This is a genomic window from Acidilobus aceticus (genome assembly GCF_055392325.1).
Genome location: NZ_AP042407.1, coordinates 90,150 through 111,752 on the forward strand (window position 1 = coordinate 90,150; position 21,603 = coordinate 111,752).

Annotated in this window: 21 protein-coding genes; 9 read left to right on the top strand and 12 right to left on the bottom strand. The window is 59.1% G+C overall.

Annotated elements, in window-relative coordinates:
* The first annotated feature begins 62 nt into the window (after window positions 1-62).
* The 3 genes from ACZ5OO_RS00430 (at window position 63) to ACZ5OO_RS00440 (ending at window position 2,549) form a co-directional block, all read left to right on the top strand.
* Window positions 63-911: a geranylgeranylglycerol-phosphate geranylgeranyltransferase gene (locus tag ACZ5OO_RS00430; protein WP_464078260.1), complete on the top strand. Its 849-nt coding sequence runs from the start codon at window positions 63-65 to the stop codon at window positions 909-911.
* A gap of 81 nt (window positions 912-992) precedes the next feature.
* Window positions 993-1,748 (top strand): sulfite exporter TauE/SafE family protein, encoded by a 756-nt coding sequence (locus ACZ5OO_RS00435; RefSeq protein WP_464078261.1) that lies wholly within the window; start codon window positions 993-995, stop codon window positions 1,746-1,748.
* Window positions 1,749-1,823: 75 nt separating this feature from the next.
* Entirely contained in the window at window positions 1,824-2,549 is a 726-nt protein-coding gene (locus ACZ5OO_RS00440; RefSeq protein WP_464078262.1) for a methylenetetrahydrofolate reductase, read from the top strand.
* Here ACZ5OO_RS00440 and ACZ5OO_RS00445 read toward each other — a convergent pair.
* The gene (locus ACZ5OO_RS00445) at window positions 2,546-3,691 is read right to left on the bottom strand and encodes an MFS transporter (protein ID WP_238523583.1); all 1,146 of its coding nucleotides are present in this window, start codon (window positions 3,689-3,691) and stop codon (window positions 2,546-2,548) included. The two genes, ACZ5OO_RS00440 and ACZ5OO_RS00445, sit on opposite strands and share 4 nt — an antisense overlap.
* A 103-nt stretch (window positions 3,692-3,794) precedes the next feature.
* Between ACZ5OO_RS00445 and ACZ5OO_RS00450 the strand changes: the two genes are divergently transcribed.
* On the top strand, window positions 3,795-4,718 hold the full coding sequence (locus tag ACZ5OO_RS00450) for a dihydrodipicolinate synthase family protein (RefSeq protein ID WP_464078263.1): 924 nt from the start codon (window positions 3,795-3,797) through the stop codon (window positions 4,716-4,718).
* Here ACZ5OO_RS00450 and ACZ5OO_RS00455 read toward each other — a convergent pair.
* The 6 genes from ACZ5OO_RS00455 to ACZ5OO_RS00480 all read right to left on the bottom strand — a co-directional run bounded on the left by ACZ5OO_RS00455 (window position 4,710) and on the right by ACZ5OO_RS00480 (window position 9,573).
* Window positions 4,710-5,429, bottom strand: coding sequence for a hypothetical protein (locus ACZ5OO_RS00455; RefSeq protein ID WP_013266705.1), 720 nt, complete (start codon window positions 5,427-5,429; stop codon window positions 4,710-4,712). The two genes, ACZ5OO_RS00450 and ACZ5OO_RS00455, sit on opposite strands and share 9 nt — an antisense overlap.
* 43 nt (window positions 5,430-5,472) lie before the next feature.
* A complete protein-coding gene (locus ACZ5OO_RS00460; protein ID WP_048812979.1) occupies window positions 5,473-6,543 on the bottom strand; it encodes a galactokinase in 1,071 nt (356 codons plus the stop codon).
* Between the two features lie 33 nt (window positions 6,544-6,576).
* Window positions 6,577-7,578: a galactose-1-phosphate uridylyltransferase gene (galT, locus tag ACZ5OO_RS00465; RefSeq protein ID WP_048812980.1), complete on the bottom strand. Its 1,002-nt coding sequence runs from the start codon at window positions 7,576-7,578 to the stop codon at window positions 6,577-6,579.
* A 51-nt stretch (window positions 7,579-7,629) separates the two neighbouring features.
* The gene (locus ACZ5OO_RS00470; RefSeq protein ID WP_013266708.1) at window positions 7,630-7,776 is read right to left on the bottom strand and encodes a hypothetical protein; all 147 of its coding nucleotides are present in this window, start codon (window positions 7,774-7,776) and stop codon (window positions 7,630-7,632) included.
* A 104-nt stretch (window positions 7,777-7,880) separates the two neighbouring features.
* Window positions 7,881-8,147, bottom strand: a complete 267-nt coding sequence (locus tag ACZ5OO_RS00475) for an acylphosphatase (protein ID WP_052296727.1) — start codon at window positions 8,145-8,147, stop codon at window positions 7,881-7,883.
* On the bottom strand, window positions 8,140-9,573 hold the full coding sequence (locus tag ACZ5OO_RS00480; RefSeq protein ID WP_013266710.1) for a SelD-related putative sulfur metabolism protein: 1,434 nt from the start codon (window positions 9,571-9,573) through the stop codon (window positions 8,140-8,142). Before ACZ5OO_RS00480 ends, ACZ5OO_RS00475 begins: the two co-directional genes overlap by 8 nt.
* A gap of 113 nt (window positions 9,574-9,686) precedes the next feature.
* On the opposite strand from ACZ5OO_RS00480, the gene ACZ5OO_RS00485 reads away from it, so the two are divergent.
* Window positions 9,687-10,847, top strand: a complete 1,161-nt coding sequence (locus tag ACZ5OO_RS00485) for a pyridoxal-phosphate dependent enzyme (protein ID WP_464078264.1) — start codon at window positions 9,687-9,689, stop codon at window positions 10,845-10,847.
* Between the two features lie 4 nt (window positions 10,848-10,851).
* Window positions 10,852-11,739 (top strand): metallophosphoesterase, encoded by an 888-nt coding sequence (locus ACZ5OO_RS00490; protein WP_013266712.1) that lies wholly within the window; start codon window positions 10,852-10,854, stop codon window positions 11,737-11,739.
* Here the strand turns inward: ACZ5OO_RS00490 and ACZ5OO_RS00495 are convergent.
* A complete protein-coding gene (locus ACZ5OO_RS00495; RefSeq protein ID WP_013266713.1) occupies window positions 11,726-12,862 on the bottom strand; it encodes a glycosyltransferase family 2 protein in 1,137 nt (378 codons plus the stop codon). The two genes, ACZ5OO_RS00490 and ACZ5OO_RS00495, sit on opposite strands and share 14 nt — an antisense overlap.
* Window positions 12,862-15,096 (bottom strand): bifunctional alpha,alpha-trehalose-phosphate synthase (UDP-forming)/trehalose-phosphatase, encoded by a 2,235-nt coding sequence (locus ACZ5OO_RS00500; protein WP_464078265.1) that lies wholly within the window; start codon window positions 15,094-15,096, stop codon window positions 12,862-12,864. The genes ACZ5OO_RS00495 and ACZ5OO_RS00500 overlap by 1 nt, the downstream gene beginning before the upstream one ends.
* A gap of 66 nt (window positions 15,097-15,162) precedes the next feature.
* Between ACZ5OO_RS00500 and ACZ5OO_RS00505 the strand changes: the two genes are divergently transcribed.
* On the top strand, window positions 15,163-16,368 hold the full coding sequence (locus tag ACZ5OO_RS00505; protein WP_464078266.1) for an amidase: 1,206 nt from the start codon (window positions 15,163-15,165) through the stop codon (window positions 16,366-16,368).
* Window positions 16,369-16,441: 73 nt separating this feature from the next.
* Here ACZ5OO_RS00505 and ACZ5OO_RS00510 read toward each other — a convergent pair whose 3' ends face one another.
* The gene (locus tag ACZ5OO_RS00510; RefSeq protein ID WP_238523644.1) at window positions 16,442-17,749 is read right to left on the bottom strand and encodes an ABC transporter substrate-binding protein; all 1,308 of its coding nucleotides are present in this window, start codon (window positions 17,747-17,749) and stop codon (window positions 16,442-16,444) included.
* A 478-nt stretch (window positions 17,750-18,227) separates the two neighbouring features.
* Between ACZ5OO_RS00510 and ACZ5OO_RS00515 the strand changes: the two genes are divergently transcribed.
* Both ACZ5OO_RS00515 and ACZ5OO_RS00520 read left to right on the top strand, forming a co-directional pair.
* Complete coding sequence (locus ACZ5OO_RS00515) at window positions 18,228-19,139, top strand: branched-chain amino acid ABC transporter permease (RefSeq protein ID WP_464078267.1); 912 nt, start codon at window positions 18,228-18,230, stop codon at window positions 19,137-19,139.
* The gene (locus tag ACZ5OO_RS00520) at window positions 19,129-20,079 is read left to right on the top strand and encodes a branched-chain amino acid ABC transporter permease (protein WP_013266718.1); all 951 of its coding nucleotides are present in this window, start codon (window positions 19,129-19,131) and stop codon (window positions 20,077-20,079) included. The genes ACZ5OO_RS00515 and ACZ5OO_RS00520 overlap by 11 nt, the downstream gene beginning before the upstream one ends.
* Before the next feature lie 2 nt (window positions 20,080-20,081).
* Here ACZ5OO_RS00520 and ACZ5OO_RS00525 read toward each other — a convergent pair whose 3' ends face one another.
* Window positions 20,082-20,786 carry an ABC transporter ATP-binding protein gene (locus ACZ5OO_RS00525; RefSeq protein WP_238523585.1) on the bottom strand — a complete coding sequence of 235 codons (705 nt, stop codon included), beginning with the start codon at window positions 20,784-20,786 and terminating at the stop codon, window positions 20,082-20,084.
* Window positions 20,773-21,495: an ABC transporter ATP-binding protein gene (locus ACZ5OO_RS00530; RefSeq protein WP_464078268.1), complete on the bottom strand. Its 723-nt coding sequence runs from the start codon at window positions 21,493-21,495 to the stop codon at window positions 20,773-20,775. Before ACZ5OO_RS00530 ends, ACZ5OO_RS00525 begins: the two co-directional genes overlap by 14 nt.
* Between the last annotated feature and the right edge of the window lie 108 nt (window positions 21,496-21,603).

Genomic DNA, 21,603 nt, shown 5'->3' on the forward strand with positions numbered 1-21,603 from the left:
CCCTCTTGTAGATAGCTATTACAGCTTATAAGCGGACGGCCCCAGCGTTCTTGGGGCCCTGCTTGTCAAAGGCCGCAGCCTACGCGGAGCTGATGAGGCCCGTCAACGGCGTCATGATGGGAATCATAGTGATAGTTGGGGCCTTCGTCGCCGGCCACGGCAGGCTTCCGCCCGTGGCCTCGATAGTCATGGGGTTCCTGGTGGCCTACACCTTGACGTCGTCAGCCATGGTGCTCAACGACATAGTTGACGTCAAGATTGACATGGTTAACTCGCCCGGGAGGCCCATACCTTCAGGCAGGGTGAGCGTGGCTGAGGCCAAGGCCCTCTTTTGGCTGACGTCTGCGGTAGGCCTCGCTATTTCAGCAGTTATGGGCCTGCCGGAGCTGACCGTTGCCGCCGTGTCCTACGTTGACGCGGTACTTTATGACACTGTGACGAAGAGGACGGGCCTTCTGGGCAACTTCATGGTTGCCTTCACTGGGGTCTCGCCGCTGCTCTACGGCGCCCTCATGGGAGGCGGGGTCAGCATGGCCATAGTGCTCGAGACCCTCATGATATTCCTCTCCATGGTGGGGAGGGAGATAGCGAAGGGCGTCGCTGACGTTGAGGGCGACAGGCTCCACGGGGTTAGGACGCTGGCAGTGGTGCACGGCCCTGCAAAGGCCTCCCTGGCCTCCATGGCCTTCTACCTGGCAGCAATAGCCCTCAGCCCGCTGCCGCCGCTCCTTGGAATAGCCAACCCCATTTACTACGGCGTGCCAATAGCAGCGGTAGACCTGGTGTTCATCTATGAGTCGCTAAAGCTGGTGAGGTCGCCCACAAAGGACGTCGCCACCAGGGTCAAGGACGTGGAGCTCTACGTGGTTCCCCTGGCCCTCCTGGGCTTCGCCCTCGGCGCGCTTGGCTGACGTTACCGGTTTAATTATTTACAAAAACTTTAAAGAGTTAGTTTACACATTATAGCCTCCCTGGACCAAGCTATGACACACGTGATACCGCTGTACGCCCTCGTGCTCATAGGGGTGGCCGTCGGCGCCCTCACGGGGATAACGGGCTCCAGCGGCGTCCTTATAGTGGTTCCGGCCCTCTCCTACCTAGGCCTTAGCTTTAAGGACTCCATAGGCTCAAGCCTCCTGGTCGACGTCATAACTACTACCTCGGTGATATACGTTTACTTCACTCACAGGAACGTCGACGTTAAGAAGGCCGTGCTCATAGGCCTTGGGGCCGTCCTTGGGGCCCAGGTGGGCTCAGCCATAGCCTTCAGGGCCCCCGTCAGGGCCCTTGAGATAGCCTTCTCCACCTTCACCGCATACATGGCCTACGTGTCATTTAGGAGATCCAAGAGCCCGTCGCTGAAAGTGAGAAGCCTGGGGCTGGGCAGGGCCGCCTATGTACTTGCGCCTGCCCTCAGTTTCGTGGTAGGCCTGGTGACGGGCACCCTTGGGGCCAGCGGGGGGATAATGTTCATAGCCATAATGATGCTCCTCTACTCAATGGAGGTCAAGAGGATGATAGGGACCGCCACCTTAGCCATGTTCATGTCCGCGGCCTCAGGGGCTGAGGCCTACATAGCTGACGGCATGTCAGACGTCATGGCGTCAGTAATAATAGGCGCCGTTGCAATGCTCTCCGGCATATACTTTGCAAGGCTGGCCAACAGGATGAGGTCATCAACCATATACAAGTTCCTCGGGAGCGTGTTCGTGCTGACCACTATAAGTGAGCTGGTTAAAATAATTTGAAAGAGTTACGTGCAGTCAAGTTGGGCTTGTAATTTATAAGCGCGGCCTCTGAAGCAGAGCTGAAAGGCGAGGGTTTTGGGAGACCTTGAGCTGATCGCTGAGCTGCCGCCCAAGAGGTCCCTGGAGAAGATGGCGAGGGCGGCGTCAAGGCTCCTTGAGCTGGCGGACTCCCTTGACGTGCCCGACGCACCGCTCGGCGCGCCGGCCCCCTCGTCACCTGTCATGGCTGCAGCCATTAAGTCGGCCCTGGACGGCAGGGCAGACTTAATAGCTCACCTGAGGCTCCTAGACGTCAGCCCCCTCGGCGCGATCAACATTGCCATGTCAATGGAGGCCGCGGGGATCTCGAGGCTGCTCCTCCTCAGGGGGGACAGGCCCACCCTTGGCGACCCATGCAACACTGACCCCGAGGCCATGGCAGCGGTAATAAGGTCCCTTGGGATAAGGGTGAGGGTCGGCCACCTCCTGAGCCTCGCTAAGCCTATGGACCAGGTTCTCAGGAGGGTGTCCTCGGGCGCCGACTTCTACGTGATAACGAGGCCCTGGCGCTCGGGCCTCGTGGGCGAGGTGGCCAGGGAGGCCCACCTCAGGGGCTCTAAGCTCTACGTGTACCTGGTGCTGCTCACTGAAGCCAACGCCGATGCGCTCAGATCCATCCCCAGGGAGGAGCTCATTACCATGAGCGAGGTCAGGGAGGCCGTGGAGAGGCTCAGGGACGTGGTGGACGGGGTCATAGTTTCCTCCCCCAGGGACCTCGAGTCCCAGCTCAACGCCCTCAGGGAGGCCAGGGCGGCGCTTTAGAGGAGCAGGAAGAGGGAGGCCGCCGACGCCCTGGCTATCGCCGTGTACAGCATCAGCTGCCTGAGGCACTCGTAGCCCTCTATCGCCTTAAGGTACTCGAAGGCCCAGCCGCCCAGCTCGCCCCCTATCAGGGCCCCCACGCCCATGACGACGCTGTAGGTGCCTATGGCGGCCCTCTTGTCCTCCACCTTATCGACGAGGTATGAGAAGTAGGCCACGTTATTTATTGAGTTGGCCAGGCCTGCCAGGAGCTGGGATACGTATATGCCGTAAATGTTGGGTGACACGGCGTAGGCCAGCGCGAAGAAGGTGTTGGTGAGCCTGCCCAGGAACATGGAGAGCTTCATCCTCCTAGCTATGAACCCCCCTATGAACCTCTGGACGACAACCGTTGAGGAGGTGGCTATGACGTTTATTATGGCCACCTGCTCGGTCGTCATCTTAAATATGTAAATTTGCGAGAGGGGGAAGAGGGGCCAGGCGAAGGACCACACAATCATGTAGACAAAGTTAAACGCCAGGAACTTCTCAAGCCCCTTGGCGGAGAGCCTGAGGGACCTTCGTCCCTGGGGCTCGTCGTAGGGCAGGTCAAACACTATGAAAGTGGAAAGGGTGGTCACCACAGCTGATGCGACGAAGATGTACTTAGCCAGCTCCACGTTAGTGGCCATATACAGGCCTCCCGCCACTATTACAGGAAGCGAGCCCAGGGCCGAGTAGAAGGCCATCCTGGACAAAACTATGCTCCTGCTTCCCCTGCTGTAGTACTCACTCAGGAGGGAGAGGCCCATGGAGCTTACGCCTGAGCCCGCCATAATCACGGCGACTAGAATGGTGTATATGATGTGGCTGTTCAGGAAGAACAGCATAAGGAAGAGGCCGAGGCCCCTAACTAAGTTCCCCTCAAGTACCAGGAGCCTCGCCCTGCTCCTCGTCACTGACGAGAAGTACTGCGCCATGTTAGTGAAGAACGTGCCTGCGGTTGAGACTATGCCAAGGGTGTAGCCTGAGAGCCCCAGGGAGGCCCCTATAAATGAAAGGTAAGGCGAGTAGGCGCTGCTGGTCATGCCGTTTACCAGGTTGTAAAGCGATATCCTCATCACTCCGCGCGATCTTTCTGGGTCGTCCGGCCGTCCTTTCATTGTTAGCCCCAGCCGCTGGGAATCCCTTTTGCCCAGCGCAATAAATAACGCCAACAGCCGAGGACCTGTGGCCCTATTAATGCTCCACGCCGAGGGAAGCTGGGTGGTAAGGTTGCCCAGGGTTGAAGGCGTCGTCGTGCCTCTCATAACGCCCTTCACCGCTGACCTCAAGGTAGACTATGACGCCTTCGAGTGGCACGTTAAGAGGCTCGTGGAGAGCGGCGTCAACGGCCTCTTCCCAAACTCCACCACGGGCGAGTTCGTCCACGTGACCTTTGACGAGGCCCTCAGGCTGGTCAAGACGGCAGTCAACGTCGCCCCCTCAGGGATAATGGTGCTTCCAGGCGTCAGCTCCCTGAGGACAGAGGACTCCGTCAGGATGGCAAAGGAGTTCATTAACGTCGGCGCAGACGGCGTTGTTGTTCTGCCCCCCTTCTTCTACAGGTCCTCTGATGAGGTAATGTACAGGCACTTCTCCGCGGTGGCCAGGAGCGTTGACGTGCCTGTGATAATATACAACAACCCGCTGAACACCGGGGTTGTCGTGCCGGTCAGCATCTACGTGAGGCTGGCCAAGGAGTTCAGCAACGTGTCGGCGGCTAAGGTCACGTTCGCGGACTTCTCGTACCTGGTGGAGCTGATAAGGGAAGTCAAGTCGGTGAGGAAGGACTTCAGCGTGCTGACAGGCCTTGACTACATGCTGCTCCCGACCCTCTTTGCGGGAGGCGACGGCGTCGTCCCAGGGCTCGGCAACATAATGCCTGAGCCCTACGTGAGCCTCATAAGGGCCTTCGAGTCAAAGGACTGGGGGCTCACGGAGAAGTTTAACAATGTTATACTTAGCCTGAGCAGGCTGTACTGGATGAGCGGGCAGGGGGTCGAGTCGCCGGCTGTAATAAAGGCCGTACTGGAGGCCATGGGAACCCCGGTGAAGAGGTTCGTGAGGGAGCCCCTCAGGCCGCTCAGCGACGATGAGATGAGGGATGCCATAAAAATAGTTGACGAGGTCAGGAGGGAGCTAGGCTGAGCCGACTATTCTGATTGCCCCAAGCACCATGCCAACGCCGGCCACGAGCGCGAGGACCCCGTAGGCGAAGTAGACCAAGGGCACGTCCTGAACCCTGAGGACCCCGTCGTGATAGAATAGCACGGTCACATTATAGAGTTTATAGATGGCGGTCGAGTACGGGGTGCCATTGGCATAGACGTAGGTCAAGTTAGCGAAGAGCAGGTTTCCAGTGCTCAGGTCATAGTAGGACGTTATGGACCCCCTCAGGTTGCCGTTAGTTATGTTGGTCACGTTTAGCTGGGCCGCGGCGTAGGGGGCTCCGTTAAGGTAGTAGACGAGGTGCGGCAGCTGCTCCAGCTCCGTCTCATTAAGCACGAAGGGCTGGGCTGACTCTAGGACCTCCGTGGGCTGAAGCGATAGGCTCTGCAGCGACGCCACTATTACAGGAGATCCACCTGTACGGACAACGTAGACTCCCATGACCATGAACGGGGGCTGCGTCTGGTTGAACCTTACCATTATCAGGGCCCACCCAGTGCTGTTCTCATGGTAAAGCCTTGCACTCACGTTGTAGAAGAGAGCCTCATAGGTCGGGTTCTCAGCCAACGATGAGCCCCTGAGTGGGTAATATATCGTGAGCTGGCTCATCGCGAGGCCCAGGTAGAGGCCCAGCGCGATAACCCCTATTATTATGAGGGCCACGCCCTCAATAACCGTCTGCCTGTCCAATCGCTACCCCCTCTGAGCCTGGCATCGCAAGGTTAAAGTGAATTTAAGGCCTAACGTCAATTACCCTTGCCCCCTCAGCGGGGGTCACCACCCAGTGCTGCGGCCTGTGCGGGAACCTCCTCACATACTCCTCCTCGGCCTCCCTGCCGAGCTGCTCCCCCTTGCCCCTGTCAACCAGTGCTATGGCGGCACCCCCGAAGCCGGCGCCCGTTAGCCTCGCCCCGTAGGCTCCGTGGGAGGTGGCGAACTCCACGAAGAAGTCGAGCTCGGGCACGCTGACCTCGTAGTTCCTCGCAAGGTCCCAGTGGGCCTCCGTCAGTATCCTGCCGGTCGTCACCACGTCGCCGCTCCTCAGGGCGTCCCTCACGGCCAGGACCCTGGAGTTCTCCCTTATGACGTAGCCGAGCCTCTTCCTCTGCAGCTCATCAAGCCTTGAAAGCTGCTCCTCCCTGACGTACTTTGACGAGCTCACCCCGAGGGCCCTGAGGGCGGACTTAACAACCTTGACCCTCTCTGAGTACTCAGTGCCTGCCACCGCCCTCCTTATGCCCGTGTGGAACACCAGGAACTCTACGTCCTCAGGTATTGGAACGTACTCGTAGTTAAGGGTCTCCGTGTCCGTAAACACCGCCTTGCCCTCCTTGCCCATCACGGCAGCGAACTGGTCCAGGATGCCGCTAGGTATCCCAAGGAACTCGTTCTCCGCCGTGACCCCCAGGCGGGCCAGCTCAAGCCTAGAGAGGCCCAGCCTCGCCAGCTCGTTCTGGGCGACGGCTATTGCCATCTCGAGGCTTGCCGAGGAGCTGAGGCCAGAGCTCATGGGCAGGTCCCCGCTGAGTCTGCCGCTGACGTGCATGTACCTGAGCCCCCTGCTCCTTATTGCATAGTAGACCCCCTTGACGTAGTCTATCCACCTGCCCTCCCTGACGAGCTCGTCACCGAAGCAGAGCTCCTCCTTCATGGCCTCTGAGAATATGCACGTCCTCTCGTCCAGGGACGGCTCAGCGGTGAAGGTGGTGCCCAGCTGAATGGCCATGGGCATAACGTAGCCCAGGGCGTAGTCCGTGTGCTCGCCAATTATGTTAACCCTGCCAGGCGACCTAACCGTTATCATGTTAAGCCTCCTGGGCCCCTGTGGGCGTCCCACCTAAATAATGCCTGGCCCCGCGCCGCACGTTCCAAGGAGGCCAAGCCTGGGCTTCACGGACTCGCAGGCGCTCCTCAGCAGCCCAGCGTTCTCCTCCGGCACGCTGTCATAGGTGAAGTCCCAGGTGGACATCTCTATGCCAGCCGCGTACTTCAGCTTGTCCCTGTCCCTGAGCAGCGGGTATATCTCAAGGTGCATGTGAAGGAAGGGCCACCTTCCCTTGAGGGGCGCCTGGAACAGGTTGAATGTGTAGGGCATCTGCCTTGAGAACAGGGCGTTAAGGGCCCCCAGCGAGGCCCTAAGGGCGTCCGCCATGTACTTCAGCTCCTCGTCGCTCAGCTCAGTTATGTATTGGACGTGCCTGAGGGGGTATATGTGGAGCTCAAAGGGCCACGAGGCGTAGTAGGGCAGGAAGGCGACGAAGCCGCCGTTTGAGTAGACCACCCTCTCCTTGTCCTCAAGCTCCTTCCTCACTATGTCGCAGAAGGCGCACCTGCCGAACCTCCTGTAGTACTTCCTGGCGTTGTCAGCCATGAGCCTTGGCCTGAGCGGGAAGAACGGCATGGCATAGTACTGCCCGTGGGGGTGAGTGAGCGAGACCCCCACCTCCTCGCCCTTGTTCCTGAATATGGCCAGGTAGACTATCCTCCTGTCCGACATCTCCTTGGCAGTCACCTGCTGCCACAGCTTCAGTACCTTGACCACGTGGTCAAGGCTTAGCTCGTCCAGGTCCTTAACGTTGTGCTCGGGCGTCTCAACTATCACGCCGCAGTCGCCGTAGGCCTGGGCCCTCCTGAGTATGTCGCCGCCCATCACGGGCTCGGCCTCCCTTGAGAGCACGGCAAACCTGTTGGGGAGCACCAGGGCGTCCCAGCCGTAGCCCGTCTCCTCAGCCCCTGGGCAGAACGGGCAGTACCCCTGGGGCCTCCACCTCCTCTTGGCCCTCTCGCTTGAAACCATTATCCACTGGCCGGTGAGCGGGTTGTACCTCAGCTCCCTCAAGTTGCCCGCCGGGGGCAGTGGGTCCCCTTGAAAATATAAGGCAGCATCGCTTTACCTCGTCCTGATCGCCCTCACCTTGTACCGCCTGGCTCCCAGCTCCTCAACCGTGGCCACCCCGAAGCCGCTCCTGTTTATGAGCTCTGCCGCGACAAAGGCGCACTCCTTTATGTCAACCTCAGCCTCAACCCACTCGCCCACGCTCAGCTTCCCGAACTCTCGGTAAAGAAGTATGGCTGGCTCTGGGCAGTCGAGGCCCCTGAGGTCAAGGACCTTTGACGCCCTGTCAGCTATGGTGGGTCACCTCACATGGTTGTGAAGTGGGCGTAGTTGCAGCCCGTCAGGTCCTCAACCTCTATGTTATCTATGTCGAAGTGGCTCTCCCTCAGCTGCTGGAGAAGCTCCTCTATGGACTTCTCCTGGCCCTGGGCCACTATCTCAACGCTGCCGTCAGGCATGTTCTTGGCGTAGCCTGTCAGCCCTAACATAGTGGCGTGTCTCCTCACGTAGGCTCTGAAGCCGACCCCCTGAACCACGCCGGTCACCCTGATCCTCTTGCAGGCCTCAGGCACCTCCCGCACCCAGCTCAGAGAGTATGGCCTCATCGTATATATAATATGAAATATCCCTGGGCGCTATCACCTTCGGCGTCCCCTTGGCCACGACCTCGCCTATTATTGACGGCGAGTAGCCCCTTGACCTCAGGTCCCTCACTATGTCGTCAGCCACCTGCTCGGGGGCTATTATTATGAAGCCCCCGTTGGTCCCGGCGGTGGCGTTCGGCATTATGAAGTGCTCCGTGGCGAACCTGGCTATCTCCGGGAACAGGAGCGGGAACTGGTCTATCCTTATCGTCGTCCTCGAGAGGTCCGCCAGCTCCTTGACAACGTAAATTCCGGGCCCCGTCACGTCCGTGGTCGCAGCTATGTGCTCGTCCGGGCTGTACTCCTCGCCGAAGGCAGGCAGGTACTTCTCGATGACCTCAGCCGCCGCCCTGTTGGGCGATGATATTATGTTGACGGCCTGCTCCTTAAGCCTCTCCAGCTCGTCAAAGCTTATCCCCTCGGCCTCAAGCTCATCAACGACGCTCTCATCTATCGCCGCTGTGAGGTAGGTAGTTATCGGCGCCAGTTCACCCAGCGGCCTCGTCGCTATCACCTTCATGCCCGGCCTCACCCTGTCGTGGAACTGGGGCGGCTGCCTGTCGCTGTAGCCCATTACCGTGGCCCCCATGAGGAGCCTTCCCCTGCCAGGTCCCGGCACGTCTAGAACCTCTGCCCCTATGGACTTTGAGAACTCGCGGGCGTTCTCAATTAGCCTCTCCTTGAGATCCTGGCTAGGGGCGTTTATCACAGGCGCTATCATGAGGCCCCTGTGGACCCCTATTACAAACAGGTCGTTGAGCGCGTTCGACAGCGCCCCCGAGACCTGCCTTATGTCCAGGGGGTCCTGGGTAGGATCTATTATGTGCATGGTGTCGTTGTTTATCGCTATGAACTCGTCGCCCTTTCCTGACGAGACCAGGTCCGCGAGTATGAACTCGTCCTCCCTGAAGGGGGTCACTATTGAGTGCCCCTTGCCTATCCTTATGCGCGGCGCGCACTTGGCGAGCGACCTGTACGCGGGCTCCACGCTGGCTGCGAACTTCTCCGGGGACTCAGCGTTAAGCTGGTACGCCTGTATTAGCACGGCGGCCCTGGCAGGCCTTGAGAGCCTCCTGCTGGGCTCGAACTCAGTCCCCAGGGGCGACACCGCCCTGACTACCTCCAAGTCATTATGGTCTCCAACGAACACGTCTGCGTCCTCCCTCTCGGCTATCTCTATGGACTCGCCGAGCCTGGACCTCAGGGACTTCATGGCAGGGTACACAACCCTAAGCAGGTCCACCTTGACGGAGCAGCCCGCAGCCAAGGACATGGGGTCTGCCCCCAGGGACCTGTAGTGGGCCGCCATCTGCCTTACCCTGCGAAGCCTCTCCTTAACTTCCTCGCTCACCATGGCCGTTCACGATAACATTCTCTAGTAGAGAATTTAAGCCTTTTTTATAAAGAGAATTACATGGCCTGTTAAAAGTCCTTAAGCTGCAGCGGCACGGCTAGGCTGGTGTAAGCTTGAGGCTGAGGCCCCTTGAGGAGCTGAAGGCAGAGGAGGTAAGCTTGGAGGAGCTGCTGAACTCCATGAGGTCCATGCTGAGGTCCAACTCGGTGGCCTCCTCGCTCGCGGTGGAGGGAGACAGGGTAATTGACGGCGCCGTCGACTACTGGGCCCTGAGGTGGCTCAGGTGCAGGCTGGCCCCCGTCAGCGAGGGCCTAAGGGAGGGCGGGCCCATACCGCTTGAGGCGCTGGGATTCTATGACAACGCCATGTCCAATGAGTACAGGGCCTACAGGGACGTCATGGAGCTCCTCAGCAACGACCGTCCAACTCCCATGGTTATGCTGAGAGGGAACTGGGGGCCAGGCGTGAGGGTGTGGGCCAAGCTTGAGTGGTACAACCCTCTCAGCCTGAGCATAAAGGACAGGACGGCCCTCGGGGTGCTGATGGAGGCCCTATCAAGGAATCCCGACGCCAGGAAAATCTTTGAGGTGTCCTCCTCTAACACCGGCATAGCACTCGCCGCCCTCTCAGCCGCCCTGGGCCTGAGGGCCAGGATATACGTGCCGACCACTGCTGAGGGCTTCGGCCCCTCCATGCTTAGGATCCTCGGGGCCGAGGTCGTGGTGAGGGGCTCATCGACAGTCGAGGCCCTTCCGTCAGCCATTGCGGAGGCCAAGGCCGAGGGCGCCATAATGCCCAACCAGTTTGAAAACATTGCCAACCCGCTCACGCACGTGGGGACGACGGCCAAGGAGATAGACCTCCAGGCGAACTTCCTGGGCCTCAAGCTCAGGGGCATATTCGTGACGCTTGGCACCCGCGGCCACTCCGCTGGCATAGCGTTTTACTTCAAGAACAGGAGGCCTGACGTCAAGGTCTTCGGCGTGCAGCCGGCCGAGGGAAGCATAATACCCGGCATCAGGAGGCAGGACCCCTCAAAGTGGTGGCCCATGGCTGAGAGGCCCGATGAAATCATCGACGTCACGGACTCCGAGGCCATGGACTCCGCGATAGCTGTTGCCAGGACCAACGGCCTCCTGTTTGGGATGAGCGGGGGCGCGGCCGTGGCGGCCCTGCTCAAGAAGGGCAAGCTGGAGGAGGGGGACTACGTAGTAGTGGTTCCTGACCACGGCATTAAGTACTTAGATCGCTACCTCTCAAGGCTGGGGGACTAAGGAGTTGTGGGAGGAGGCCATCAAGGTAGTCGATGACGCGGTTGAAGCCCTCAGGAGGCTCCCCCTGATAGTCCACCTCGACGGTGCCAAAAGCATAGCAATACTCGGCGACGTACATGGATATGATGAAGTTGTCGACAGGTTTGAGCAGCTGGTGGACGAGTTCTCGATAGACAAAGCCGTAATGTTAGGGGACTACGTTGACAGAGGGCCGAACAGCTCCCAGACCATAGTTAAGGTCCTCAGCCTCGCGAGCTCCGAGCCCAACAGGTTCGTACCGCTGAGGGGCGACCACGAGGACCCCAGGATGAACGAGGGCTACGGGTTCTACGAGGAGGTGCTATACATGCAGGCCACCGACCTCTTCTCGCACGTGGTAGAGGCATACCAGCATTTGCCTGTTGCCGCGGTGGGCCTTGGGGCCTTCCTAGTCCACGGCGGCGTACCGTGCGCTGACTGCGCGAGGCCTGACGTGCCGATATCGCTTAGCAACGTTGAGCTGCAGTACTCGGGCGTCAAGGGCACCAGACGCTACCTTGAGCTGGCTGACGACGTGCTCTTCCAAATGCTGTGGAACGACCCAAACGGCGACGCGGAGTACTTTGAGCCCAACCCTAGGGGTCCCGGAATTTACTACTACGGAAGGCTGGCGTGGTCCTCGTTCCTCAGGGAGAACGGCCTGGACCTAATAATCAGAGGGCATGAGGTCGTCGACGGGGCCTTCGCGATAAGGCACGACGGCAGGCCCGTGGGGACGCTCAAGTGCAACGAGTGGCGCTCGAGGCGCGAGGTCAGCGGCGGGGTGATAACGGTGTTCTCAAGCAGGTACCACGGGGGGAGGGCCGGGGCCCTTATAGTTGACAGTGACGGCCTCATACTTAAGTGCCTGTGACGCTCGGCCTGAGGCTCCTGCCCTTCCATGAGATGGGCCTGAACCTCGCGCTGACAAACCCATAGGCAACCAGGGCCCCGGCAAGCGGCGACGCGAGGAACCAGGGGCCCCTTATGCCCTCCAGCCTCTGGCCCATGGCAGTGAACGCCGCCTGCGCTGCGTAGGTGATGGCGGGCCCGAGGGCCAGCAGGGGGTGGCCCAGCGCCGCCAGCGGGATCATCACAAGGGGCCAGACCATTAAGATCGTAACGCCCACCGAGAAGGCCAAGTAGGACGGCAGGCTCATGACGTTGGCCACCGCGTAGGAGACCCTCCTTATGAGGTTAACGAAGTCCCTCGCCGTGCCCCACGACTCGACCAGCAGGCTCCCCCTGGCGTCGTAAGGCCTCAGCCTGAAGCCCCTCTCCTTGAGCTTCACGGCCAAAGTCCTGTCCTCAACTATGGAGTCCCGCACCTGGGCCATGCCCCCGGACTCCCAGAAGGAGTATGGATCTATAGACCAGCAGCAGCCGAACATCATCGAGTGCCTGTCGCTCGGGTTGAGGGCCCTGTCAAACCCGAAGAAGCCGTGAACTATTGACGTGAGGAGCGGCTGGGTGAGCCTGCACAGCGACGTCCTGCAGACGAACCTCGGCTCAAAGGCCACCAGCTCCCCAGGCCTCACTGTGGAGGCCGTCACTATCACGTCATGAAGGTCACCCCTTACGTCGGCGTCAAGGAAGAGCATTGAGGAGCTTAGGCTGACCCTGCTGGCGCCCAGCTCCAGCGCGTGGGGCTTGGGGAGCCAGCCCGGCGGAGGGCCGTCCGCCCTGATAACCTTAAGGCTCACCCCTTTGAGCTCCTCCTCAGCCTTCCTGACGGTGCCGTCAGAGCTGCTGTCATCAACTAGGACCACCTCCCTGAGCGGCTGCCACGAGAGGGACCTCATGAGTCCCCCTATCCTGCGCTCCTCGTTCCTGGCAGCGACTACCACTTCCACCGGCCTCCTCACTTCGCCGTCCTCGAGCTTCCTTAGGAGGGAGTAGCTCCCCCTGAACTTGATTATGCCGTAGACGTAGATCCCTGTGGTCACCGCTGAGAGCAGCCAGGCCAAGAAGTAGAGGAGGTACTTTAGCGGGGCCATCACGACTCAGCCAGCCTTAGGAGCACTTCCCTCAGCTCCTGGGGGCTTGCCACGTAGTACCTCGCCTTGCTGGGGCCATAGCCCACCTTGACAGTTATGGCTCCCTGGGGAAGCGACGCGAACAGGTCCTCATCGTCGCCCGAGTCCCCGGCCGCAAATATGAAGTCGTAGCTTCCCCTGGAGAGCCAGTTCAGCGCCGCCCTCGCCTTGGTGAGCTCCGCCAGCCTGACCTCTATGCTCATGGGCCCCCTGACCACCGCCAGGTTAGGGTGAACGGCTATGAACCTCGAGAGCAGGTCCATCAGCTCGTTCGACCTGGCCTCGCCGAGCTCGCTGGGCACGTTACGGTAGTGCCAAACTATTGAGAAGTCCTTCTCCTCGACGTAGGAGCCAGGGGTCCTCTTGGTGAACGACGTGAATATCTTCATCACCTCCTGCTTCCAGCTCAGGTCGCTCGCCGCCACCCCCTGGGACCACTTTCCGTCTATGTACAGCCAGCCGCCATTCTCTGCAGCTATCTCAACGCCCTTGACGTCGCCCAGCATGGACTCTATCGAGGCCCTTGACCTGGTGGTCACTATAACCACCTTGGTGTTCGGCTTTGACGCTATCCTGGAGAGCAGCCCCTTGAGCTCCTCGTCAGGCCTAGCCATCCACGAGAACTGCGTGAGTGGCACTAGCGTCCCGTCATAGTCAAGGAAGAGTATCCTGCTCCTTGACGCTATGAAGGAGCTCACAACCATGGTGAGCTGCACGCCTGAAAGCCTCCTGGTCCTGGCCTCCTCTATTTCCACTGCCTGGGTCTTCTTGAAGGACAGAAGCGTTGAGACAAAGTCATATGACCAGGCGTTAACGTCATAGCTTGAGACCCTGCTCTCGAGGGAGGCCATCCTGTTCTCGCGCTCATAGTCGCTCATGTCAAGGGCCCTCTTCAGCGCGTCTGCAACGCCATCGTAATCGTTGGGGTTCACCACTATGGCCTCCACCAGGTCGCTCGACGCGCCTGCCCCCTCGCTGATTATAAGGACGCCGTTGTGGCCGACGTTGGCAGCTATGTACTCCTTCGCCACCAAGTTCATGCCGTCCCTGAGGGGCGTTATGAGGGCCACGTTGGCAAGCCTGTACAAAGCCAACAGCTCTTCCTCGGGTATGAACCTCCTTATGTAAATGACTGGGGTCCACTCCAGCGTTGAGAACTGGCCGTTTATCTCGCTCACAAGCTCGTTTATCTCCCTCTTCAGCCTGGCGTACTCCTCAACCCTCTCCCTTGAGGGGGAGACCACGAAGATGTAGGACACCTTGCCGCGGTACTCGGGGTACTTCTCAAGGAGCCTCTTGAAGGCCCTGAGCCTCTCGGGCAGGCCCTTCGTGTAGTCAAGCCTATCTATTGAGAATATTACCTTGACGTCGCCCAGCTTCTTCCTCAACTCGTTGTACTTGGCCGCCACGGCCTCGCCCATGGCCGCCGCCCTGATGCCCCCGAAGTCTATCCCCATCGGGAAGACGTCGACCTTAACGCTCCTCTCGCCGTACTTTAGCTCGCCAAGGTAGTGCTCTATGCCGAGGAGCCTCCTGACGCTCTCAAGGAAGTAGTTCATGTAATCGTAGGTGTGAAAGCCTATGAGGTCAGCCCCGAGGAGCCCCCTTATTATGTCCTCCCTCCAGGGCAGCTGCCTGAAGACCTCAAATGAGGGGAACGGAATGTGAAGGAAGAACCCTATGGGGACGTCATCCCCCAGCCTCTCCCTCAGCAGCGAGGGGAGCAGCATCAGGTGGTAGTCGTGAACCCATATGACGTCGCCCCTCCTGTACGCCTGGAGCACCACATCGGCGAACTTCCTGTTGACCTCCACGTACCACCTCCAGTAGTCCTCATCGTAGGCTGCCCTCTCAACGAAGTAGTGGAAGAGAGGCCATATGGTGCTGTTGCAGAACCCCTCGTAGTACCCCTCTATCTCCCTTGAGTTAAGCCAGACCGGGACTACGCCCCTGAGCCTGAGGGTCTTGCTTATTGAGTCCCTGAGGTTGCCCGCGGCCTCCTCGCTGATGCCCGGCCAGCCCACCCATGTGGCTAGGCCGCTCTCCAGGAGCGGCCTCATGCCTGTGGCCAGGCCCCCCGTGCTCGGCGCTAGGCTTACCTGGCCCTTCTGGTCCACCTTGACCGTGAACGGGAGCCTGTTGGACACCAACAGCAGCCTTGACGTGCCCAGCAGGTAAGATATGTTGCTTGACACCTTGACCCTCCTTGGCTCTCAAGGAGGCTAAGAGGCATATATTTTCAAGCAGGCGTAGGTATACAGGTGCAAAGTTTGGAGATCGACGAGTCCCTTGAGAAGGCCGCAAAGCTTACCGACATAAACGCGGTTGTCACGGTTAACGAGAGGGCCGAGGCAGAGGCCAACGCGGTGGCCAGGAGGGGCCTGACGCCCATCCCAATAGTTATCAAGGACATAATATACACCAAGGGCCTCAGGACCACCATGGGCTCAAGGGTATTCAGGGACTACGTGCCCAGGGAGGACGCGGCTGTAGTTGCCAGGCTGCGCAGGGCGGGCTTTGTAATTATAGGCAAAAGCAACACCCATGAGTTCGCCTCAGGGGCGACCACGACGTCGTCCGTCTTCGGGCCCACCAGGAACCCCCTTGACAAGGACAGGATAGCCGGCGGGAGCAGCGGGGGCAGCGCCGCTGCCGTGGCGGCCGGCATAGTTGAGGTGGCCATAGGCACTGACACTGCAGGCTCAGTGAGGATCCCGGCCTCCCTCTGCGGCGTCTTCGGCTTCAGGCCCACCTCGGGCTCAACTCCCAAGGCCGGGGTCTTCCCGCTTGCCCCCACCTTTGACGAGGTCGGAGTCATAGCGTCAAACCTTGACGTTCTGAGGAGGGCCCTTCAGGCCATAATGGTCAGAAGGAGGAAGGCCAGGCCGATCCGTGGACAGCCAAGGCTTGCGGTGCCAAGGGGGCTCCTGGTAGCCGACAGGGACGTCTCCAGGGCCTTCTGGGACCTGGCGGCGAGGCTGAACGCCGCTGAGGTTGACCTCCCCATAGCCAGGGCCAGGGGCAGGGAGTCGTTCACAGTGATAAGGCTCTCCGAGGCCTCCAGCGTGCACCTGCCCTTCAGGGACAGGTGGCAGGAGTACTTCCCGGACGTCAGGAGGCTCCTTGAGAGGGGGCTGGAGTTCAAGGCAACCGACTACGCCACCGCGCTGGAGGTTATGAGGAGGGTCAAGGACGAGTTCACGTCTGTCATGAGGAAATTCGATGCAATGATACTGCCATCAACGGCAATACCGGCGCCGAGGATAGATGAGGTGCTGGGCAAGGAGGATGGACCAGTGAGGGACCTGCTGACGGGCAACTCGTGGCTTGCCCCCTTAGTTGGGGCGCCTGCCATCTCAGTGCCCATGTTTAAGGTCAATGGGCTGCCGGTGGGCCTTCAACTTATAGGGAGGCCTGGGGAGGACCTGGAGCTCCTAGAGCTGGCTGAGCGCATACTGAGCCTATAAGATTATAAAAAAGAAAAGGGAAGGATTATGAGGGCATGCCTTGGCTAAAAGGAGTTAATGACCGGTGACCAGTTCATGGACAGGGCTCTGGGTAGATCGCCGTGGCGTTGGCGTACTCGGACGGGTAGAGCAGGTTGACCGTAGTTGTGCCGTTGGGCCAGACGAAGACCTGGGCAGGTATTGGGTTCTCACCAACCTGCATCCCGTTTGAGGTCACGTTGAATATGCCGTCTATCGTCATCACCTTGCCGCTTACGTCGCTGAGCACGGCCTGCTTGAGCGCGGCCTGGTTCAGCGTGCCCGCGTCCTGTATGGCAAGCTGGATTATGAGTCCAGCGTTGAAGCCGGCTATTGCCAGGAAGTTAGGCGACGTGTGGGTGAAGTTCACCCACATGCTCTCGAACTGGGGCAGCGTGGGCCCAAACCACTGAAGGCCCAGCTTTGAGGCCACCTGCGGCGTGTACTCCACTATGGGCGGGTAGGCCAGGGTGAAGGTGCCGTTGACCGCTGTTGGCTCGCTGCTCACAAATATTGGGAGCAGCTGGCCTGGGAAGTTGGTTAACACGAGCGGGAAGCAGGCGTGCGAGGCCTCCACCTGCGAGAGGAAGGCTTCATCGTTAGTCGGATAGCCAAGCTCAAGCACCGCCTGCGGGTGTAGGCTCTCAATCGCTGCCACTAGGCTGGTGTACTGCGACGTTGACGTCGCCACGCTCGTGTTGTAGACCACCTTAATTCCGTAGCTGCTCAGGCCTGGGGCCAGGAAGTACGCCTGGTAGGCGTTGAAGTCGTTATCATCATAGACCACTGCAACATTATGAATTCCTAGCATGTGCAGGAACCCTGGGACGTAGAGGACGAAGTACGGCGAGACAGGCAGGCTGGTCAATATTATGTAGTTGTTGTTAGTGAAGAACTTGAACGAGCTGCCCGTCACGTCCCACAGCAGCACGTGGCTGGCGTTCGTGAAGCTCACCGCGGGCGCTGTCATCACTGAGCCGAAGTCAGCCACAAGCACGTCCACGTGGTAAGTGTTGACAAGCGTCTCGTAGTCGCTCTCAGCAGTGGACGGGTTGCTGGCCGCGTTGAGGGCTATTACCTTAACCGTGAGGTTCCTGCCGTACTGCTTGACGTATATGCCGCCGTGGCTGTTGACCCAGCTCGCCCAGAGCTCAAGGCCCTCGTACTCTGGCATTGACGACGACGCGAACTCGCCGCTCGAGTCGTAGACCACGCCAATGGTTATGTACTTGACGGAGGGCTTCTTAGTTGATATATATGCATAGTATCCTCCTATAACAGCTACTACGACTACTACCACGATGATGACCGCCAGGGCGGTTGTTGATATACTTCTGCGGACCCTGCTCAAAACACCCGTCACCTCGCTCAAAGTTCACCTATTATATCGTGTGACTACAGTTGGGCTGCCAGGGTATTAATTTATATCATGGTCGCTAATCATTATTCCCAAAGTTTTCCGGGGCCGCCCTTAGCAAAGCAACCGAGAGAATGGCCATGGTTTGGCCCTCGTCCTGATCAACAGTCACGAAAAGCCGCTGCTAATAGCTGGCCTTATAATCCTTTTCCTCAACAGGCTCCTCGACAGGCGCCGCCTACGAGCTACCTAGCCTCAGGGACCATGAGACCTCGTTGGGCGCCCTCCCTCTGCCTTGCAACTGTCGCCGGGCTTCACAGTGGCACCTTCAGTAGCCTAAAGTAACTAGCAGTTACGTAAATAGCATTACAGGCGCTCCCGAGGCCCACCAATGAAAGGGCCCGCGCCTTGCTTTACAAAAGGGTGCAAGCCCCCATCATGACGGCCTAGAAATCAACTTTTAAGTTCAGGCGTGTATACCACGTTGACCAGAGGCTGCAACAGGTTGAACGCTGGCCCACTGGTAGGATATGCTCTGGTCGTCGGCCTCCTTGAAGGCCTTTACTTCGCGTTTATGGCGCTGGGCCTGAACCTGGTTTTCGGCGTGGTCAGAATGGTCAACATAGCTCACGGCGACCTAATAGTTATGGGCGGCTACCTGGCCTTCGTGCTCTTCTCCGCGTTTAAGCTTAACAGCCTCGGCTCTATGGTGGCCGCGTTCCTGCTGTTCTTCGTTGTTGGCATAGCCCTCTATTACGTCCTAGTGCCGAGGCTTCAGGGCAGCTCAGACCCTGAGATGTTCTCGTTCATAGCCTTCTTCGGCATCTCCATGTTCATAGAAGCTATAGCGACGCTTATATTCGGCGAGTACCCGCTCAGCCTCCCCTTCTCGGCGCTGTTAGGGGGCTCCGTCGAGTTCATGGGCCACGGCATACCCAAGGCCTTCATAGTAATGGCCGGCGTCTCAGCGGCAGTGCTCGTATTGACCTACTACTACCTCGAGATGACGGGCCTCGGCAGGGCCACCAGGGCTATGATGCAGAACCCCGAACAGTCGGCAGCCCTCGGCGTGAACTCCAAGCTGGTGGCCCTCTTCGCCTTTTCCTACGGCATAGCCCTGGCCGGCGCGGCCGGCGCCTTCACCCCGTACGTCTTTGGCAACATCTACGCCGCGGCGGGGACGCAGATAACTGCGATAGCCTTCACGATAGTCATCATAGGGGCCCTGGGAAACCCGCTGAGCACCGTCATAGGGGGGCTCATATTCGGCGTCTTCTACCAGGTGCTTGAGGTCTTCGTGCCGTCGCTCGCCTACGCCATAGTGTTCATCGCGCTGCTAGCGATAATCGTGGCAAAGCCGGGAGGCCTGCTGGGAGGTGAGCAGCGTGAGGTCTGAGCTGAGGAGCCCCGTGGGCTTCGGCAAGAGGGAGGCCAAGGAGCTGGCCATACTAGCAGCTGTCCTGGCCGTCATATTCCTGGCCGGCCCGCTGGCCTACAGGAACCAGTTCTTCTTCCTCAGCATGATGATCTACATGATGCTGGCCTTCGGAATAAATATGATATATGGCTTCACGGGCTACCTTCCCTTCGGCTACACGGTGTTCTACGGCCTTGGAGCCTACGGCGTTTACATAGGCCTGGTCCTCGGCCTTCACCCCGCCCTGGCGTTCATCTTCAGCATAGCAATATCAATGGCCGTCGCCGCAGTCCTGCTGCCCCTCTTCAGGCTCAGGTCCCACTACTTCGCAATAGCCACCTTGGCCGCCCTGCTGGCAGTAAATTACCTCGTGGCGTCCTCGGAGCTGGCAAGGTGGACCGGCGGCGGCAAGGGCGCGTCGCTGGTGACCATTTATGACCCCAACCTGACGTACTACGTGACCTTTGTGCTCCTCCTGGTATTCCTGGCCGTGACGTCGCTGGTTAAGTACAGCCGCTATGGGCTGGCCCTCAGGGCCATAAGGGGTAGCGCGCTCACAGCGTCGATGGACGGCGTCAACGTCCCCCTAATAAGGGGCCTAGCGTGGCTCATCAGCGCCCTCATGGCGGCTGTCGCCGGGGCCATGTATGGCTGGTACGTCTCGTTCTTCTACCCTGATATATTCAGCGTTGCCACCGACGTCTACGTGATAACCTACGCGATATTCGGCGGCGCTGGGACCCTTACAGGTCCTATACTGGGCTCTATAATACTGAGCAGCGTCTACCAGTTCATAGGCATCTACTACACGGAGTACCTTAACATAGTATTTGGCATACTGCTGGTGCTGCTGATACTCTTTATGCCAAGGGGCCTGGTGGACCTGCTCAACAGGAAGGCGCACCTGAGGCTGCCGTAGCCTTAGGTCACCTGGAAGAAAGTCTTCCTGACGTCCTCCAGCTTGCCGACCTCCTCGGCCCTCCCAAAGATCTTGGCCCTGCCCATCTCCATAACCATCACGTAGTCGGCCACTGATATAAATGATGGGTTCTGCTCGGCCAGAAGTATAGTTATCCCCAGTGACTTGAGCAACTTCACGTAGCCTACCACCTTGGACACCATCAGCGGGGAGAGGCCCGTTGAAGGCTCGTCGAGGAGCAGGACCTTCGGCTTAGAGACCATGGCCATAGCCATGGCCAGCATCTTCCTCTGGCCCCCTGAGAGCGAGGCGGCCCTGAAGGAGAGGAACTTCGAGAGCTCAGGGAAGTACTTAACTGCCTCCTGGACAACTCTGCTGTCCCCCGTCCTCGCGGCAAGCTTTATGTTATCGGACACGGTCATGTCAGGGAAGACGGGGTTATCAGTTATCATGACCAGCCCCATCCTGGCCCTCTGGAAGGACGGCGTGTGAGTTACGTCCTTTCCCTCAAATGTTACGCTGCCCTTAATGGCAGGCAGTATGCCCGCTATAGTCTTAAGGGTTGTGGTCTTTCCGGCCCCGTTAAGTCCAAGTATCAGCGTGGTGGTCCCCCTCTCCAGCGAGAGGCTCAGGTCCCTGACGACCACTAGCTTTCCGTAGCCTGCCCAGAGGCCCTTGACCTCAAGTATGGGGTTATTCGACTGCACCCTTCTCACCCAGGTAAATCTTTATGACCTCCTCGTTATTGGCTATGTCGTCGTAGGTCCCCTCGGTGACCTTCCTGCCCTCGTTCATTACTATAACCCAGTCGGCCACGGACTTCACCATCTTCATTATGTGCCCTATGTAGAGCACTCCAACCCCCTGCTTGGCCACGGCCCTTATCTTTGAGGCCAGGCCCTCAAGCTCGTCAACGCTCAGGCCAGCCCCTATCTCATCAATAAGAAGGTACTTGGGCCTGGCGGCTAAGGCCCTGGCAAAGTCGAGGAGCTTCTGCTGCTCGGCGTTGAGCTCCGAGGCCAGCCTGTCTGCCATGTTATAAATGCCCACGTACTTAAGCGCCTCCACGGCGGCGCTCATCGCATCCTCCCCCTCAAGGCCTGCGGCGTAGATGGACGACACCATGACGTTCTCCAACACAGTGAGGTTTGGATATGGCTTGGGTATCTGATAGGTCCTAGCTATGCCAAGCCTGGCCCTCTTGTACGAGGGTAACTTAGCTATGCACCTGCCGTCAAGCCTTATCCTTCCCTCGTCTGGGGCCAGGGCCCCCGTCACAAGGTTGACAAACGTAGTCTTGCCTGCGCCGTTAGGGCCTATGAGAGCCTTTACCTCGCCCTTCTCTATGCTCAGGCTGAAGTGGTCAACTGCGACCAGCTTGCCGAAGCTCTTGACCAGCGACTCCGCCTCTAGCAACCCTTCTTCCCCCGCCTTGTGTAGGGTTTTCTGGTAGGAAAGAAATATATGTAACCCCGACCCAGGTATTAGTTTCCTCGCCTCTTAAGGGTCCTGCGCGAAGACTCC

Coding starts and splice junctions, on each gene's coding strand:
- ACZ5OO_RS00445 (WP_238523583.1), bottom strand. CDS start 3,691: ATGAAAGGACGGCCGGACGACCCAGAAAGATCGCGCGGAGTGATGAGG.
- ACZ5OO_RS00480 (WP_013266710.1), bottom strand. CDS start 9,573: ATGGTGAGCGAGGAAGTTAAGGAGAGGCTTCGCAGGGTAAGGCAGATG.
- ACZ5OO_RS00460 (WP_048812979.1), bottom strand. CDS start 6,543: ATGATAACGGTTAGGTCGCCTGGCAGGGTTAACATAATTGGCGAGCAC.
- ACZ5OO_RS00495 (WP_013266713.1), bottom strand. CDS start 12,862: ATGGCCCCGCTAAAGTACCTCCTCTACTTCTTGGCCTGGCTGCTCTCA.